18 protein-coding genes are annotated in these 15,763 nt (G+C 61.2%); 5 read left to right on the top strand and 13 right to left on the bottom strand.

Translation table 11 applies throughout. The annotated features are described in order from the left end of the window. Positions 1-4: 4 nt before the first annotated feature. Genes LG376_RS07865 through hisD form a run of 11 tightly spaced genes read right to left on the bottom strand, consistent with a single transcriptional unit; the run spans position 5 to position 8,485 of the window. Positions 5-643, bottom strand: a complete 639-nt coding sequence (locus LG376_RS07865; RefSeq protein WP_225746761.1) for a TIGR02234 family membrane protein — start codon at positions 641-643, stop codon at positions 5-7. After that, positions 640-1,002, bottom strand: a complete 363-nt coding sequence (hisI, locus tag LG376_RS07860) for a phosphoribosyl-AMP cyclohydrolase (protein WP_198491661.1) — start codon at positions 1,000-1,002, stop codon at positions 640-642. Before hisI ends, LG376_RS07865 begins: the two co-directional genes overlap by 4 nt. Next, positions 999-1,769 carry an imidazole glycerol phosphate synthase subunit HisF gene (hisF, locus tag LG376_RS07855; protein WP_225746760.1) on the bottom strand — a complete coding sequence of 257 codons (771 nt, stop codon included), beginning with the start codon at positions 1,767-1,769 and terminating at the stop codon, positions 999-1,001. The genes hisI and hisF overlap by 4 nt, the downstream gene beginning before the upstream one ends. 30 nt (positions 1,770-1,799) lie before the next feature. Next, complete coding sequence (locus LG376_RS07850; protein ID WP_049377590.1) at positions 1,800-2,582, bottom strand: inositol monophosphatase; 783 nt, start codon at positions 2,580-2,582, stop codon at positions 1,800-1,802. 3 nt (positions 2,583-2,585) lie between these two features. Further along, the gene (priA, locus tag LG376_RS07845; protein ID WP_225746759.1) at positions 2,586-3,374 is read right to left on the bottom strand and encodes a bifunctional 1-(5-phosphoribosyl)-5-((5-phosphoribosylamino)methylideneamino)imidazole-4-carboxamide isomerase/phosphoribosylanthranilate isomerase PriA; all 789 of its coding nucleotides are present in this window, start codon (positions 3,372-3,374) and stop codon (positions 2,586-2,588) included. A gap of 14 nt (positions 3,375-3,388) precedes the next feature. Next, positions 3,389-4,021 (bottom strand): imidazole glycerol phosphate synthase subunit HisH, encoded by a 633-nt coding sequence (gene hisH, locus LG376_RS07840; protein WP_225746758.1) that lies wholly within the window; start codon positions 4,019-4,021, stop codon positions 3,389-3,391. Between the two features lie 3 nt (positions 4,022-4,024). Beyond that, positions 4,025-5,275, bottom strand: coding sequence for an MFS transporter (locus tag LG376_RS07835; RefSeq protein WP_225746757.1), 1,251 nt, complete (start codon positions 5,273-5,275; stop codon positions 4,025-4,027). Then, positions 5,272-5,439, bottom strand: coding sequence for a hypothetical protein (locus LG376_RS07830; RefSeq protein ID WP_005324605.1), 168 nt, complete (start codon positions 5,437-5,439; stop codon positions 5,272-5,274). Before LG376_RS07830 ends, LG376_RS07835 begins: the two co-directional genes overlap by 4 nt. Positions 5,440-5,444: 5 nt before the next feature. After that, positions 5,445-6,047, bottom strand: coding sequence for an imidazoleglycerol-phosphate dehydratase HisB (hisB, locus tag LG376_RS07825; protein WP_225746756.1), 603 nt, complete (start codon positions 6,045-6,047; stop codon positions 5,445-5,447). Next, positions 6,044-7,174, bottom strand: a complete 1,131-nt coding sequence (locus LG376_RS07820; RefSeq protein WP_225746755.1) for a histidinol-phosphate transaminase — start codon at positions 7,172-7,174, stop codon at positions 6,044-6,046. Before LG376_RS07820 ends, hisB begins: the two co-directional genes overlap by 4 nt. Next, positions 7,175-8,485: a histidinol dehydrogenase gene (gene hisD / locus LG376_RS07815; protein ID WP_225746754.1), complete on the bottom strand. Its 1,311-nt coding sequence runs from the start codon at positions 8,483-8,485 to the stop codon at positions 7,175-7,177. It abuts the gene before it with no gap. Positions 8,486-8,611: 126 nt separating this feature from the next. Between hisD and LG376_RS07810 the strand changes: the two genes are divergently transcribed. Beyond that, positions 8,612-9,508, top strand: coding sequence for a YbjN domain-containing protein (locus LG376_RS07810; protein ID WP_225746753.1), 897 nt, complete (start codon positions 8,612-8,614; stop codon positions 9,506-9,508). Positions 9,509-9,517: 9 nt separating this feature from the next. Here LG376_RS07810 and LG376_RS07805 read toward each other — a convergent pair whose 3' ends face one another. Then, positions 9,518-9,922 carry a hypothetical protein gene (locus LG376_RS07805; RefSeq protein ID WP_225746752.1) on the bottom strand — a complete coding sequence of 135 codons (405 nt, stop codon included), beginning with the start codon at positions 9,920-9,922 and terminating at the stop codon, positions 9,518-9,520. Between the two features lie 82 nt (positions 9,923-10,004). Further along, a complete protein-coding gene (locus LG376_RS07800) occupies positions 10,005-10,793 on the bottom strand; it encodes a hypothetical protein (protein ID WP_225746751.1) in 789 nt (262 codons plus the stop codon). A gap of 161 nt (positions 10,794-10,954) precedes the next feature. Here LG376_RS07800 and LG376_RS07795 point away from each other — a divergent pair, with 161 nt between their 5' ends. The 4 genes from LG376_RS07795 to LG376_RS07780 all read left to right on the top strand — a co-directional run bounded on the left by LG376_RS07795 (position 10,955) and on the right by LG376_RS07780 (position 15,757). Beyond that, complete coding sequence (locus LG376_RS07795) at positions 10,955-11,494, top strand: TetR family transcriptional regulator (RefSeq protein ID WP_225746750.1); 540 nt, start codon at positions 10,955-10,957, stop codon at positions 11,492-11,494. 21 nt (positions 11,495-11,515) lie between these two features. Continuing rightward, the gene (gene glgX / locus LG376_RS07790) at positions 11,516-13,714 is read left to right on the top strand and encodes a glycogen debranching protein GlgX (protein WP_225746749.1); all 2,199 of its coding nucleotides are present in this window, start codon (positions 11,516-11,518) and stop codon (positions 13,712-13,714) included. A gap of 13 nt (positions 13,715-13,727) precedes the next feature. After that, positions 13,728-15,059, top strand: a complete 1,332-nt coding sequence (locus tag LG376_RS07785; RefSeq protein WP_225746748.1) for an exonuclease domain-containing protein — start codon at positions 13,728-13,730, stop codon at positions 15,057-15,059. Positions 15,060-15,139: 80 nt separating this feature from the next. After that, positions 15,140-15,757, top strand: coding sequence for a hypothetical protein (locus tag LG376_RS07780; RefSeq protein WP_005328828.1), 618 nt, complete (start codon positions 15,140-15,142; stop codon positions 15,755-15,757). The last annotated feature ends 6 nt before the right edge of the window (positions 15,758-15,763 follow it).

Here is a 15,763-nt window from a genome sequence, read left to right as displayed (position 1 = left end):
GGGGCTAATTTTTGCCCATATCAGTGGGGTCGATATCACTATCAAGCGCGTCCCACATCACACGGCCAGAGTCGGAGGAGGTTTCCAAATCCTCTTCCAGCTTTGCTTGTCGTGCCGCCGGGGTTTCGTATTTGCTAGACGCCTTCGCCTTATCCACGCCTGGATTGCGCGCAAGCATGACTGCACCGAATAGGGCCGCTGCCGCACCTATTAGGTCCAGAATTGGTCCCAGGGAATGCACCTCGGTGGAAACGACCGTGGCCCAGTCAGAAATCTGGGCAGAGTCTACGGCGTTTTCATTGGCTGAGGCTCCCTGCAGGATCTTCTGGGCGCGCTCGACGTCCGCGCCCGCAGTCAACAGGCTCACCGGGGTCCATGCACTAGCCGCGGCCGCGAGGGCGCACACAATGCCCACCACTCGCCTACCGACGCGCCGCAGCGCCATCCCCGCGACGGCACCGGCTACCAGAACTAGGGTCAAGGCCATGATTTCCAGCGACCAGGCCGAGCCGATGATGTCATTGGCCGCGGAGCCGGCCTTGTCGTCCTCGCTGGAGGCTACCACCCACGTAGCACGGGAGGACAGCCACACTACGATGGCTCCTACAGCGATAAGTAGTGGTCCAAGGCGTCTAGCCTTCACGATTGCCCTCCTAGGAGATCGGTGGCGTCAAAGCACGTGCGGTCACCGGTATGGCAAGCGCCGCCGCGCTGCCGCACGGTCAGCAGAATAGTATCTCCATCGCAGTCAAGGCGAACGCCCAGCACCTCTTGGGTATTTCCAGAAGTTTCTCCCTTGACCCAATATTCATTGCGCGAGCGCGAAAAATACGTTGCCTTGCGGGTAGCGAGGGTATGGGCCAAAGCGTGGTCATCCATCCAGGCCAGCATCAGCACCTCACCAGACTCAGCCTGGGCAATGGCCGGCACCAAGCCTTGGTCATTGCGCTTGAGCTGCTTGGCGATGTCCCCGTTAAGTTCAAAGTCGCCCGGGCTACTCATCGGCGCACCTCGTAGCCCGCAGCGTCTAGAGCCTCTTTCACATCGCTGATTTCTACCTCACCGAAGTGAAAAATGCTTGCTGCCAAGACGGCATCGGCGCCTGCTGCAACTGCCGGTGGGAAGTCTGCGGCGTTTCCCGCGCCGCCAGAGGCGATAACGGGAATGGTCACCGCTGCGCGCACGGCGCGCAGCAATTCAAGGTCAAACCCTTCCTTTGTGCCGTCGCCATCCATCGAGTTAAGGAGGATCTCCCCTACGCCGAGTTCTTCGCCGCGGCGTGCCCATTCAATGGCGTCGATCCCGGCCGATTCCGTACCGCCGTGCGTGGTGACCTCAAAGCCGGATGGCGCATACTCTTCGTGGCACCGGCGGGCATCAACGGACAGCACGATGCATTGGGCCCCGAAAATCTCAGCCATTTCGCGCAGCAGTTCCGGATTCTTAATGGCCGCGGTATTTACAGAGACCTTATCTGCCCCGGCGCGCAATAATTCTCGGACGTCATCAACGCTGCGAACTCCGCCACCCACCGTCAATGGGATGAATACCTGGTCCGCAGTGCGGCGCACGACCTCGAGCATGGTGGAGCGGCCTTGCTTAGAAGCAGAGACATCCAAGAAGGTAAGTTCATCGGCTCCTAGGGCGTCATAACGCGCGGCCAGCTCCACTGGATCGCCGGCATCACGCAGGTTGTCAAAGTTGATCCCCTTGACCACGCGGCCTTGGTCCACGTCTAGGCAGGGGATCACGCGTACGGCTACAGCCATGGCGGCCGCCTCCTTTTCGGGTATTTATTCTTAACGGTGAAATGAACCGGTATGACGAGACAAGATATCAAGGATGGTGGCATGAACCTGCGGGGTGCCTGCCACCATGCCGCGCGACTGCGCAGTCCACGGATTGCCTTCCGGATCGGTAACAACGCCTCCAGCGGCCTGAATTTGCAGTGCTCCCGCGGCGTTATCCCATGGGTGCGGAGAGAAGTTAATCGCGCCATCGAACACTCCCTGCGCGACGAAGGCATTATCAAGGCCCACAGAACCGGTCATTCGCGGGCGCAGTCCGGTCTCGCGCAGCTCGTGGAAAATTTCGGTGGGCAGGTGCGAAGAGCACCCCACGTGACCGCGCGCCTCATCAAAACCCATCGCATCGTCCCCTCCGCCGAAGCCAGTGGTTGGCCCACCTACCGAGCGCAGTGGGGCGCCATCGCAGGTGACCAAACGGCGCCCCAGGAGCGGGAAGTCAGATACCGCGGCAACAGGCGCACCCTCATGAATGAGTGCCACCAAGATGCCGGCCATGGGGTTTCCGGCAGAGTAGTTTGCGGTGCCATCGATCGGATCTACCACCCACACGGTATCGAGCACGCTGCCGCCTGATTCTTCTCCATAGACCGGGATGCCGGTCATCTGGGTCAAGATATCGCGCAGCTGCTGCTCGATGACGAGATCTACCTCGGTGGCAAAATCTCCCTGCCCCTTAAATCGGGCGGGCGCAGCTCCGAGGCCGGAGCGAAAAATGGGTTCTACTTGGTCTACGGCCGCCTCCGCGAAGGCCACCAACTCGCGGGGTTCCATCATGACTTAGTTGTCCTCAGGGTCGAAAGGGTCAATGGTTTCTTCCGCCGGCAGCGGCTCTACCTCGGACACCGCAGCAAGTGCTTCGTCGAGGGTGAATTTCCCCTCGTACAGGGCCTTGCCAATAATGGCGGAATCGATGCCCTCATTTACATAAAGCGCGAGCTCGCGCAGGTCTTCCACGCTAGAAATGCCACCGGAGGCGGTGATTTTTGCCTCCGTCGCCATCGCTACCTCGCGCAGGAGCTCAATATTAGGTCCGGTGAGCGTGCCGTCTTTAGATACGTCTGTCACCACAAAGCGCTGGCATCCGGCGGCATCGAGGCGCTCGAGTACCTCCCACAGATCGCCGCCATCGGAGACCCAGCCATTGCCAGCGGTACGCCACTCGCCGCCATCTTCGCGCACGGCAAGGTCCACGGCGACCTTATCTCCGTAGCGCGCGAGGATATCCTCGATCCATTCCGGCCGCTCTAGAGCAGCCGTGCCGATGCTAATGCGCTGCGCACCGGTAGCCAGCGCGCGCTCCACCGCGGCATCGTCCCGAATGCCACCGCTAAGCTCCACATTTACCCCCAGATCGCGAGTAATCATCGCCGTTTCTTCGTGGTTGGAGCCCCGGCCGAAGGCCGCATCCAAATCCACAAAATGCAGCCAGTGCGCACCCTGGGACTGCCACTTTTGTGCGGCATCGCGCGGGGAACCATACGAGGTTTCGGTGCCTGCTTCGCCTTTATCCAAGCGCACGGCTTGGCCTTGAGATACATCGACTGCTGGCAAAAGCGTAAAAGTCATATTCTTCATCCTACCTAGAGCGTGCGCATCCAGTTTTCCAAAAGCTGAGCACCGGCGTCCCCGGATTTCTCAGGGTGGAATTGAGTCGCCCACAGGGCACCGTTTTCTACCGCCGCGACGAACCTATCGCCCGCGTGCTCCGCCCAGCTCACCTGCGGCGGACGGGTAATTTCCGTTTCCAATTCCCAACGGCGAACGCCGTAGGAATGTACGAAGTAGAAACGTTCGTCTTCCGGTAGTCCGGCAAACATATCGCTGCCGACGGGTACCTCTACGGTATTCCACCCCATATGCGGCAACACCGTAGAGTGCAGCTTTTCGACGGTACCGGGCCACTCGCCGCAACCGGTGGAGTTGATGTTGTGTTCTACTCCGGCGTCGAAAAGCACCTGCATGCCTACGCAAATGCCCAACACCGGACGCTCCCCCGCCAAGCGCTGACCGATGACCCTCGGGCCTTGCACCGCCCGCAGCCCGCGCATGCAGGCAGCAAAGGCACCCACGCCGGGGACAAGCAGACCGTCCGCTTCCACCGCTTCCTTGGGGTCCGCGGTAACGGTGACGTCCGCGCCCACTCGTTCTAGTGCGCGCTGTGCCGAGCGCACGTTGCCCGCTCCATAATCCAATAATGCGACCGTCTTTGCCATGGGCTACACCTTACGCATACGGCGCAGACGCGTCCGGATATCGTTGGTTTCGCTCACCCGGGTGCGCCCGAGTACGAAGTCTGCCACCGTCATAAGCAAACCAGCAACGAGGATGGCCACGCCGGCCCCAAACGCCCCCGCATAGCCGTAGCCGGCGACCAAGGCGCCCAAAAGGGTCGAGCCCAAACCGGTGCCGCCGTCATAGAAGATATTCCAGATGGCCGAAGCCTCCGAAACTCGCTCACGCGGCAGGCGATCAAACATCGACAGCAAGGCCTCATTTTGCGCAATACCAAAGGCACCGCCGAAGAGGAAGGCGCCCAACACGAGCCACCATACAGAGCCGTCGAGATAGAGAGGAACGGCAATGGCAAGCACACCCACGATGGCCATGATCTGGCTGGGGATGTAGAGCCGGCCAGGAGTGCCCACGCGGTCTGCCACCATGCCGGCAAAGTAGCGGAAAATCATGGCGGCGCCGCCCACGATGGATAACATGATGCCGGCCAAGCTGGCGCCGCGCTCGGCATCAAGTTCTTGCACCGCCGGCGGCAGGAAGGATGATACGGCGCCATAGCTCATAGAAAACGTCGTCAGCGCCAACGCAGGGACGAGCACCAGCTTCCACGTAGGAACGCGGATAAGGTTCGGCTCCTCTTCGGTATCGGAGGCGAGCGTGACCTTGATCTTGGGAATGCGCAAACACATGCCAAAACCCACGAAACCAATGATGCCGGCGGTGATATACGTCGAGGCATAACCCAGCTTTTCCGCCATGATCAATCCCAAGGGCAAAAAGACCATCTGGCCCAGGCCAGTAAAGACACCAATCATGCCGGTAGCCTTACCCAGCAGGCGTACGGGCGCTAGTTCCGCAATGAGCGCAGACTCAGAAACGGTCAGCGCACCAAAGCCCACGCCGCGCAGAGCGGAAAAGAGCAGGACAACCCAAGCATCGGTGCCCAAGAGGTGGCCGAAGGCAGGTACACCCAAGGTAAAGGCAGAAAGCGCCATCACGCGGCGGTAGCCCCACCGGCGCAAGAGCCACGGGGAAATGATCTGGGTCAGCACGGTAAAGGCCATGAAGATGCCCGTGGATGATCCCGCCAAGGTAGCTGAACCGCCGGAGTCAATGACCGCTAGCGGCACTACGGGAAGGAGGATGGACCAAGCACCGAAGGCCGCGGCAATGGCCACCATGGTGGCGGTGTAGCCCGGGATCTTCCAGATATTGGTTTCTTGGGTTGTACTCATTTACCAAACGCTCCTACCATCCACGAGATAGCTGCTACCACAGTGATTGCGGCCAAAAGTGAGGCTACGACTGTCATCGCCTTCGACCCCTGTTGGTAGGCAGACCATGCGCCTCCTACCAACATGCCGGCTACGAGGAAGAGAACCAAGATCATAAAGTGCATGCGTTCTAGAGTGCTCCCTTCGTCGACGGAATTCCAGTCTGGCGGGGGTCGAATTCCACCGCACCGCGCAACGCACGCGCTACCGCTTTATACTCCGCCTCCGTAATGTGATGCGGATCGCGACCATAACGCACGTTGAGGTGGAGCGTTACCGCAGCGTGGGTGGCAAGCGTTTCAAAGAAGTGGCGGTTGATCACCGTGGCGTAATGCCCACCGATGGTCTGCCACTGCAGGTGCTCTGGTTCGCCGTTCATGACAAAATAGGCACGACCGGAAAAATCCACCACCGCTTCCACCAAGGCCTCATCCATGGGCAAAAGCTGGGAGCCAAAGCGGCGAATGCCGGCCTTATCCCCCACCGCCTTACGCAGCGCGGTGCCGAGCACGATGGCGGTATCTTCCACAGTGTGGTGGGCATCTACCTCCACATCGCCCTCAGCTTGCACGGTGAGATCAAAGCTGCCATGAGTAGCAAAGGCCGTGAGCATGTGGTCAAAGAAAGGCAGTCCGGTGGAAATATCGCTGCGTCCCGTGCCATCGAGGTCAATGTCCACAGAAATCTGCGATTCCGACGTTGCCCGGTGGGCGCGTCCTACGCGGTTGCTCATGCTTCGCTCCTTTCTCCTGCGAGCGGGGAATCCGCCACTACTGTATCCGCAAGGTCCTCAGCTACGGCCAAAAAGGCCGAATTTTCTTCTGGCAGCCCCACCGTCATGCGCAGGTGGCCTGCGATGCCAACATCGCGAATGAGCACTTCCTTATCCAAGAACTGTTGCCACACGCGGTGTTGATCAGCAAAGCGCCCGAAGAAGAGGAAGTTGGATTCACTCGGCAGGACGGTATAACCCAATTCGCGCAAGCGAGCGGCCACCCGCTCGCGTTCGGTGGCAATCTTTTCCACGGTGGCGAGCGTATCCGCACTATGGCGCAGCGCCACCGTCGCCGCTGCTTGGGAAAGCACGGACAGGTGGTACGGCAAGCGCACCAACATCACGGCCTCCACAAAGGCCGGGTCCGCCACAAAGTATCCGAGACGGCCGCCGGCAAAATCGAAGGCCTTAGACATGGTGCGCGAGACCACCAGCTTCGTGGGGTATTTATCCAGCAGCGTCACCGCAGAAGGCGAGGAAGAAAATTCGCCATAAGCTTCATCGACGATGAGGATGCCCGGGGCGGCGTCGGCAAGCGCAGCAATATCGTCCACGCTGGTCACCCCGCCAGTGGGGTTATTCGGCGTAGTCACAAAGATGATATCCGGCTGGTGCTGCGCCACGGCTGCCAGCGCCCGGTCCATATCGATGCGGAAATTCTCATCGCGCGGGCACTCCACAAACTGCGTATGGGTCCCATCCGCGAGGATAGGGTGCATGGAATAAGACGGGGTGAAACCGAGCACGCTGCGGCCTGGACCGCCGAATGCCTGCAACAGCTGCTGCAAAATCTCATTCGAGCCATTGGCCGCCCACACCTGCGCATAGCCCACGCGCACGCCGGTTTGTGCAGAAACGTAGTCCGCCAAGGCCTGACGCAACTCCACCGCGTCGCGCTCCGGATAGCGATTGAGTGTGGTGGCAAGGCGCCGGGTCTCCGCCACCAAGTCATCCACTAGCGCCTGCGAGGGAGGATAAGGATTTTCGTTGGTATTGAGCTGGTAGGCCACGTGGAGCTGCGGCGCCCCATAGGCAGACTTGCCGCGCAGCTCCTCGCGCAGGGGAAGATCATTCAAGTGCGTCATTTAATTCTCCTCGAATCGGGCACGGATAGCCTCACCGTGGGCGGGCAGCCCCTCGGCTTCCGCAAAAGCGATAACGTGCGGGGCAATCTCTTCCAACGCAGCTCGGTCATAATCAATAAGGTTGACCGGCCGCATAAAGGTATGGGTAGAAAGGCCGGCAGAAAAGCGCGCCGTACCGGAGGTGGGCAATACGTGATTGGAACCAGCCGCATAATCTCCGAGCGGCACTGGAGCAAAGTCCCCTACAAAGATGGCACCGGCGTGCTTAATCCGCTCGGCCACCGCGCCGGGCTCTGCGGTGTGGATCTCCAGGTGCTCAGCAGCGTAGGCATTGGCCACCGCCACCGCCGCATCCAGGGAATCGACCAACACAATTCCGGATTGCTCGCCGCCTAGAGCTTCGGCCGCTCGCTCCGCATTAGCGGTGGCGCCGTAGCGCGCCTCTACTTCTGCTTTCACACGCTGAGCCAGGCTTGGCGATGCCGTAATGAGCACGCTCGCGGCCATCGGATCATGCTCGGCCTGGGAGATAAGGTCATAGGCCACATACACCGGATTCGCGGTGTCATCAGCGATAATGGCGATTTCGGTCGGCCCAGCCTCGGCATCCGTGCCCACCACGCCGCGCACCAGCCGTTTGGTCGCGGTGACGAAGATATTTCCAGGGCCGGTAATCATGTCCACAGGGGCTAGTTCGGCGTCATCATCGCCGTAGGCCATCAGCGCGATGGCCTGGCCGCCTCCTACCGCCCAGACCTCATCCACGCCCAGCATCTGGCACACGGCTAGCACCGTGGGGTGCGGCAGGCCGCCGCACTCTTTTTGTGGCGGTGAGGCTACCACCAAGCTTTCCGCGCCGGCCGCCTGCGCTGGCACGGCGTTCATGATTACCGAGGACGGATAGACCGCCTTGCCTCCCGGCACGTATAGTCCAACGCGCTCGACGGGGCGAAAGACCTCGGTCACCGTGGCACCTGGCGCCAGCTCGGTGGCGTGCGCGGCCGGTTTCTGCTCGGCGTGAACCTTGCGGACCCGCTCAATGGAGGCCGCAATCGCTTGGCGCACCTGCGGGTCTAGTCCGGAGGCGGCCTTCTCCAGCTCCGCTTGGGGCACCCGCAGGTGGGTTGGGCGCACGCCATCGAATTGCTCGCCATAGTCCAAGGCGGCCGCAGCGCCTTCTTGACGTACTCGATGAACCAGCGGCGCCACCTTGTCCACCACGGCGGCGACGTCGGTGCCACCGCGCGGCAAAACTCGCCGCAGCTGGGCGGGGCGCAGCTCTTGGCCGCGCAGATCGATGGTGCGAAGCATTCCCGACTCCTCTTCTCCCTATCGGATTTCTGTTATTAAACCAATATCCTAATGGTCAAACGCCAGCGAGGGGGCCGGTTTGGGCTATAGACTCGGTGTCAACACAGCTTTAAGGTGGTGGCAGCGATGAGCGAGATTGAGCCCTCTCTTCTGCTCGCGCATGCCCACACCATTGCCCGCGATAATGACGTGTCCTGCTGGGCTCTGCCTACTGGCGAGCTTCTCGTTCCTCATGCGGCCGGTGGCTCCACCTTCATCTTTATAGACCAGCTGGAAGAACCGGTGCTCCACCTGCACACCAGCCCCCGCGGCGGCGTCGATCTCAGCGAGATCTCCGAGCTCGCACACCTAGCCAACGAGTGGAACCACGATTGCCTCTCCCCGGCCGTCGTGGTTGATTATGACCAGCCTGACTGCGTGAGCGTTTCCGGTCATAGCTATCTGCCGGCCGATACCTCCCCCAGCCGCGAACAGCTCGCGGCATTCCTCCTACCGGCGCTGCGCAATGCGGAGGTCCTCATGGATCTGCTCGCCCAATCCCATCCCGGCCTCGTGCGCGAAGCCTCACCGGAGCTTGCCCCGCTTGCCGACGCCCCCTTGGAACCCTTCACCCTCGATAGCCTGTCCGAGATCCTGCCGCTTATTGGCATCCAGCGCTTCCAAAGCGACGGCGCCACGGCGATCTACGCGTGGGTCAATGACGTTCTTTTCGCCTTCGCACTGGACAACGGGCCCAGCCTCATTATCAAGGGGCATTGGGACCCCAGCCTGGACGAGGCGGAATTTACCCGGCTATTCCTCATTTGCAATGACTGGAATCGCGCCCACCACGGCGCCGTAGCATTTTGCCACCACACCGCCGAGGGCCTGCAAGTGCGGATGGATGCCGCCACCATTACCGCCGCGGGACTTACCCGGCCGCAACTATTTAGCGCCATCGGCCGCGGGCTCAAGCACATCCTGCACGGCATCGATGACATCGCACACGAAGTAACCGGCGCCTCGCCCGTCGAATGGCCTTAGACGCGCATATCACCAATCTTCATCGGCGCTGACAAAGGCCGTGGACCAATAGGCAAACATCGCCATAAAGGGCGCCACCGCCCACGAGATGGCTGGGGAAAAATTCGGGGCGAACTCTACGACTTCCCCTGGGTTTTCTGGCGGATGCGTGGCGGTAACCCCGCCAAAGACATAAAAGGACGCTGCCCCAGCCAGGGCACACACGCCGACCCACAGGAGCATCGACAAGCCCCGCCCTTGCCGGCGCAGGTACGCGCCCAACCCCAAGAACAAACCAAGCAGGCCGGTAATGAGGGCAAAGGTAATAAAGGCGATGAACTGAACGCTTCCCATCGCATCGATGGCATAGCCACCATCGTCTACCTCATGGCCGGTAAGCGTCGGGCGGAAAAGCCCCCACAGCGCACCGGCCACGCCATAAACCAGAAGCGCACACGCGAGTAACCCCGCACCAAAACCTAGGGTGCGGGGTAACCGGAGCTTTAACAGAGACAACTTAGTTACAGAAGGTCCAGTTGCCATTCTCGCGGCGGAAGCGGACCGTGGAGGTCTCGGTGCCCTCAGAGTTGGACACGCTCACGGTTGCAGAAGCATCATCGCCATTGACCACAACGTCGTTGACGGACTGCAGCTTGGTCGACTGCGGGATGGACTCCAACTGGCTAGCGAACTTCTCTACCTCGGCGTTGCCACCGCCCTGCTGGCGCATGGTGTTGGCGTACTCGGCAAAGGACTGGTTCGGCAAGCTATCGACGTACTGTTGGTACTGGCTGAACTCCTGGGCTTGCTCATCGCGGACTGCCTGGCAGGCGTGCTGCGGCATGTAGTTGAAGTATTCCTTCACATTATCGATCTCGTGCTGGCCGCGAACCAGCTGCTCGATGGCCTGCTTATCGCCATCATTAGCGGCCTGGCCGCCTTCGATCGGCTTGATATCCTTCGCGCCAGCGAAAGGATCCTCACCATTGTTCAGCGGGTTAGCCAGCTGATCGGGCCCCTCGGCAGCGCCGTCCTCGCCTTCTTGGCCTTCTGCACCCGCAGCAGCGGCCTTCTTTTCGCCGTCCTTATTCTGATCCTTTTCTTTGTCTTTGTCCTTGTCCTTGGACTTATCGGCGTCTTTGTCCTCGGACTTATCTGCAGACTTATCCTCAGAAGACTTGGATGCCGTGGTGGCGGAAGCCTTCTTGGAGTCGTCATTGTCATCCGAACCACACGCAGCTAGCGCCAGCGGGGTGACCAGCGCAACTGCGATGAGGGTCTTCTTTGCAGGGGTCAAAAAGGACAAGGGAAAGCTCCTGAATCAATCTTGCGAATGTGAAGCCACCCCAAGGGCGGCCTCTTATTTGTCTTCGCAATACTAACAACCCGACGATGGAAATGACATTGATACTCCGTTAAAAGAACCTGTGAACTACCGTCCCCGGCCAAGTCCGTACAATTGCCAAGGTGCACATAAACCGCGAGAGTATTATCGACGCCGCTCTTTCCCTGCTTGATGCCTACGGGCTTGGCGACGTCACCATGCGCCGCGTTGCTTCCTCCCTCGGCGTTGCCCCCGGCGCACTCTACTGGCACATTGCCAATAAGCAAGCGCTCATTGCAGCCCTAGCAGAGGAGATTATCTCCCCCGTTTCTGGGGAGTCTCTCGAAGACATCAGCCTCAACCTCCGTGATTTGCTGCTCGCCCGCCGCGACGGCGCCGAGGTAGTCATTGCCGGCCTCTCCCTCCCGCAGGCCCCTGCCTGGGACCGCCTCTTGGTGGCCTTCACCGCTGCAGCCACGCGCAGCACCCTCGCTACCACCAGCGCCCACCGCGCCGCCGCGCTCTCCGCCATTCACCTCGTGCTCGGCGCCACCTTAATGGAACAATCCCAACGCCAGCTTGCAGAAACCACCGGTGAGTCTCCGGTCACAGATTATCGCGCAGATCTTATACGCGGCGTGCGCATTATTAACGCTGGACTTACGCACGGCGCCGGCGCCTAAAAAGCGGTTATGCTCGTGGGCATGAACACTCCCGCCATGGACGCAGTCCCCACACCCACCGAGCGCTACGGCCGCCAAATCTGGCCCGGCAAACCCACCCCACTGGGATCCACCTTTGACGGATCCGGCACCAACTTTGCTCTGTTTTCCGAGGTAGCAGACAAGATCGAGCTCTGCCTCATCGACAAAGAAGGCAACGAGGAACGCATCGAAATGTCGGAGGTCACCGCCCATGTGTGGCATATTTACCTCCCCAACGTCACCCCTGGCCAGCGCTACGGCTACCGCGTCTATGGCCCCTATGAACCAGAAAACGGTCTGCGCTGCGACCCTTCCAAGCTCCTTGTAGACCCCTATGCCCGGGCGTTCGACGGCGAATTCGACGGCGATGCCTCCCTCTACTCCTATGACATCCACGCCGAGGAACCCGGCACCGGCCGCAACGAAGAAGACTCGCTAGGCCACACCATGTTGTCGGTGGTGATTAACCCCTTCTTTGACTGGCGCAGCGACCACCGCCCCCACATTCCCGATAATCAAAAGGTCATCTATGAAACCCATGTCAAGGGCATGACCATGACCCATCCGGACGTACCGGAAGAGCTCCGCGGCACGTACGCCGGCATGGCCCACCCTGCCGTCATTAACTACTTTAAAGAGCTTGGCGTTACCACCGTGGAGCTCATGCCCGTCCACCAATTCCTGCAAGACGATCGCCTGCGCAACCTAGGCCTGCGCAATTACTGGGGTTATAACACCTTCGGCTTTTTCGCCCCACACCATGACTATGCCTTTGCCAAGAAGCCGGGCGAGGTGGTCTCCGAGTTCAAGGCCATGGTCCGCGCCTTCCACGAGGCTGGAATCGAGGTCATCCTCGATGTGGTTTATAACCACACCGCCGAGGGTAATCACATGGGCCCCACCATTGCTTTCCGCGGCATCGACAATGGCGCGTACTATCGCCTCGTCGAGGGCGATGAGGCCCATTACATGGATTACACCGGCACCGGCAATTCCCTCAATGTCCGCCACCCGCACTCGCTGCAGCTCATTATGGATTCGCTGCGTTACTGGGTTACGGAGATGCGCGTCGATGGTTTCCGCTTCGACCTGGCGGCAACGTTGGCGCGGGAGCTTGACGACGTCGACAAGCTCGCCACCTTCTTCGACCTAGTCCAGCAAGACCCCATTGTCAGCCAGGTTAAGCTCATTGCCGAGCCTTGGGACATCGGCCACGATGGTTACCAGGTGGGCAACTTCCCGCCCATTTGGAGCGAATGGAACGGCAAGTACCGCGATACCGTGCGCGATTTCTGGCGCGGCGAGCCCGCTACCCTAGGTGAATTCGCCTCCCGTCTGACCGGCTCTTCGGATCTTTATGCCGATAATGATCGCCGCCCTACTGCCTCCATCAATTTCATCACCGCCCACGATGGTTTTACACTGCGCGACCTCGTTTCCTATAACGACAAGCACAACGAGGCCAATGGCGAAGATAACCGCGACGGCGAATCCTTCAACCGCTCCTGGAACTGCGGTGAAGAAGGCCCCACCGATAATGATGAAATCCGCAAGCTACGCCGCCGCCAAGTGCGCAACTTCCTGACCACTCTCCTGCTTTCCCAGGGCACTCCTATGCTCTCGCATGGCGATGAATTCGGCCGCACGCAGGACGGAAATAATAACGTCTACTGCCAAGATAACGAGCTGTCGTGGATGGACTGGTCCATGCTGGAGGAAGAAAAATCCGCCGCGATGCTGGGCTTTACCAAGCGCGTGCTGTCCATTCGCAACCACCACCCCGTCTTCCGCCGCAAGCGCTTCCTCGCCGGCGGCCCGCTCGGCGCGGATGTCCAGGAACGCGATATCGCCTGGCTGGTTCCTTCGGGCCGCCTGATGACCCAGGACGACTGGGACCACGACTTCGGCCGCGCCCTCATGGTCTACCTCAATGGCAATGCCATCACGGAAACCACCGCCCGCGGCGAGCGCATCACCGATGATTCTTTCATCATGATCTTCAACTCCCACGACGGTGAAATCGAGTTCACCCTGCCCACCAAGGATCTCGGCGCTACGTGGCGGCTGATGGTCGATACCGCCGATTCCGGTGGCTACCCCGCGGAGGAAACCCTCATTGAGGCAGAGGGTACGATCACGGTGCAGCCGCGTTCAACGCTGATTCTGCGTCAGATTGAACCGCCCATCTTCGATTCCTAAAGAAAGGCCCCTCGTGTCATTTCCCGCGCACGGCGCACTCATCGATGTCACAGCGGATAAACTCGTGCTTCACCGCACCCTGCTGGCCACCAGCCTCGGCGCCCCCGCCACGCAGGATATCCCGCTCGAGTCCATCGACACCGTGCGTGTGAGTGAACCGACCCCCACCGGCTTCGGCACCCTCGACTTGGGCAACGCCGGCACGATAGCCTTCGCCCCACACCAAGACCCGCAAGCCGTCGCCCGCGCCATTTCCGCCGCACAGCGCGGCGAAGCACCCTCCTCCGCCGCCACCATCCCCGGCCTCGATTTCACCGCCGTGGACGTGGAAACGGCCAACGATAACTGGGGCTCTATCTGCCAAATCGGCGCGGTGCGCTTCCGCGACGGCCAAGAGACCGCCTCCCGGTCCTGGCTGTGCACCCCTCCACCAGGCCTCGAGCACTTCGCGGATATTAACGTCTCCATCCACGGCATTACCGCGGACGATGTGCAAGGGGCGCCGGCATTTGCCGATGCCGCCAAGGAGCTCTTCGCATTCCTCGGCGGCGACGTGCTTGTCGCGCACAACGCCCAGTTCGATTCCACCGCCCTGCGCTCCGGCCTGCTTTCCGCCGGCGCCGAGGTGCCCACCGTGCCGCTGGCCTGCTCCCTCGCGCTGTCCCGCGATGCTTCCAAGGCCAAGGTTATTTCGGTGCGCAACCACAAGCTGCCCACCGTCGCCGCCCACCTGTCCGCGCCGGACTTCAGCCACCACGACGCCACCGAGGATGCCCGTGCGGCCGGCGAAATCATCGCCCGCTTGGCCGAGCGCTTCGGGCACACCGGCAGCATCCGCGACCTATTCACCGCACGCGAATTCACCTTGGGCCGTCTCGATGCCGAGGCCATTCTGCCCGTCCTGCGTGCCCACACCGCCCCCACCTCCGGCGCGGATCTCGGCGCTGGGACCGACTTCCGCGACCAAACCCGTGCGGCCGGCTCCGCACAGAAGAAGTCTCGCGGGCCCGCCCCGTGGCAGTCCGTAGCCACCCCGGACACAATCCCAGAGCCGAACCCCGACGCCGACCCGGAAGGCGCACTCTACGGACAGCACGTCACCCTCACCGGCGATTTCGAGCCCTATGATAAGGGTGTGCTGTGGCAGGGCATCGCCGAGCGCGGCGGCCAAGTGGCAAAGAACGTCACCAAAAAGTCCACCCTGCTCATCGTGGGCGAATGGGCCAAGAAAACCTCCAAGGAAAAGCGCGCGGAGGAGCTGCAGGCCAAGGGCCAAGAAATCGCCATCTGGCCGGCCGATAAGCTCTTTGCCGAGCTGCAACTCGACGCCGAGCCGCCCTTCTAGGCCCAACCGGGGAACCAAACGGCGGTTTCTCCAGTCCAATAAAGGCGACCACACCCTACCGCCACACTGGAGAACCCGCCGTGACCGTCGCCCTGCGCCCGCCTCGTCCCACCACCGCAAACCTGCTGCCTGCGCTCTTTGCCCGCTCCTGGCTGAAAGAACAGCGGCTTTCTGACGACGGCTTCTGCGACTCCCTCGCCACCATCCAGCTCTCCCCCAGCCTGTCCATGGCGCTGGTATTTCCCGGCAAGCAGACCTTTCGCCGGCTCAGCCACCGCGGCCTCGCAGACATGGATATCTCCGCGCGCCGAGCATGGAACCATGCTTCCCATAACCTGCAGCGCGCCGCCCTCGATTCGCAAGGGCTGCGCTTTTGGACCCGCCCTGCGGCCTGCGAGCTTCCTTCCGCCGCCCGTTTCGGTGGCTTGCAGGTCCGCTCGCACGGCGCGCCCATTTCCTCTTGGATTGCCCACCCAGAGACCTTTACCGTGCTGGACAAGCACATGCGCCGCCTCCTGCGATCGCACTCCCTGACATACCTGGTTCCGGACTCCGCCACGCTCTTTGCCTTTGCCCACCTGCCGGACACCTATGCCCGCCAGCTGGCCGCCGATGCCGTCGCGCGCGTGCCCCGCCATCGCACCGTGCTCCACCCACGCCCGCTAGTATGGTCTAACGGATTCCCGCGGGAGTTATGAAAGGAG

This window comes from Corynebacterium sp. Marseille-P4611, assembly GCF_916618765.1.
Taxonomy (GTDB): domain Bacteria; phylum Actinomycetota; class Actinomycetes; order Mycobacteriales; family Mycobacteriaceae; genus Corynebacterium; species Corynebacterium marquesiae.
This window is presented reverse-complemented; position numbering and strand designations above follow the sequence as displayed.

What these genes read in the sequence shown, in the direction of transcription:
- hisD (WP_225746754.1), bottom strand. Translation starts at nt 8,485, where the DNA reads ATGCTTCGCACCATCGATCTGCGCGGCCAAGAGCTGCGCCCCGCCCAG.
- glgX (WP_225746749.1), top strand. Translation starts at nt 11,516, where the DNA reads ATGAACACTCCCGCCATGGACGCAGTCCCCACACCCACCGAGCGCTAC.
- hisI (WP_198491661.1), bottom strand. Translation starts at nt 1,002, where the DNA reads ATGAGTAGCCCGGGCGACTTTGAACTTAACGGGGACATCGCCAAGCAG.
- LG376_RS07820 (WP_225746755.1), bottom strand. Translation starts at nt 7,174, where the DNA reads ATGACGCACTTGAATGATCTTCCCCTGCGCGAGGAGCTGCGCGGCAAG.
- LG376_RS07810 (WP_225746753.1), top strand. Translation starts at nt 8,612, where the DNA reads ATGAGCGAGATTGAGCCCTCTCTTCTGCTCGCGCATGCCCACACCATT.
- LG376_RS07850 (WP_049377590.1), bottom strand. Translation starts at nt 2,582, where the DNA reads ATGATGGAACCCCGCGAGTTGGTGGCCTTCGCGGAGGCGGCCGTAGAC.
- hisF (WP_225746760.1), bottom strand. Translation starts at nt 1,769, where the DNA reads ATGGCTGTAGCCGTACGCGTGATCCCCTGCCTAGACGTGGACCAAGGC.
- hisH (WP_225746758.1), bottom strand. Translation starts at nt 4,021, where the DNA reads ATGGCAAAGACGGTCGCATTATTGGATTATGGAGCGGGCAACGTGCGC.
- LG376_RS07835 (WP_225746757.1), bottom strand. Translation starts at nt 5,275, where the DNA reads ATGAGTACAACCCAAGAAACCAATATCTGGAAGATCCCGGGCTACACC.
- hisB (WP_225746756.1), bottom strand. Translation starts at nt 6,047, where the DNA reads ATGAGCAACCGCGTAGGACGCGCCCACCGGGCAACGTCGGAATCGCAG.
- LG376_RS07830 (WP_005324605.1), bottom strand. Translation starts at nt 5,439, where the DNA reads ATGCACTTTATGATCTTGGTTCTCTTCCTCGTAGCCGGCATGTTGGTA.
- priA (WP_225746759.1), bottom strand. Translation starts at nt 3,374, where the DNA reads ATGACTTTTACGCTTTTGCCAGCAGTCGATGTATCTCAAGGCCAAGCC.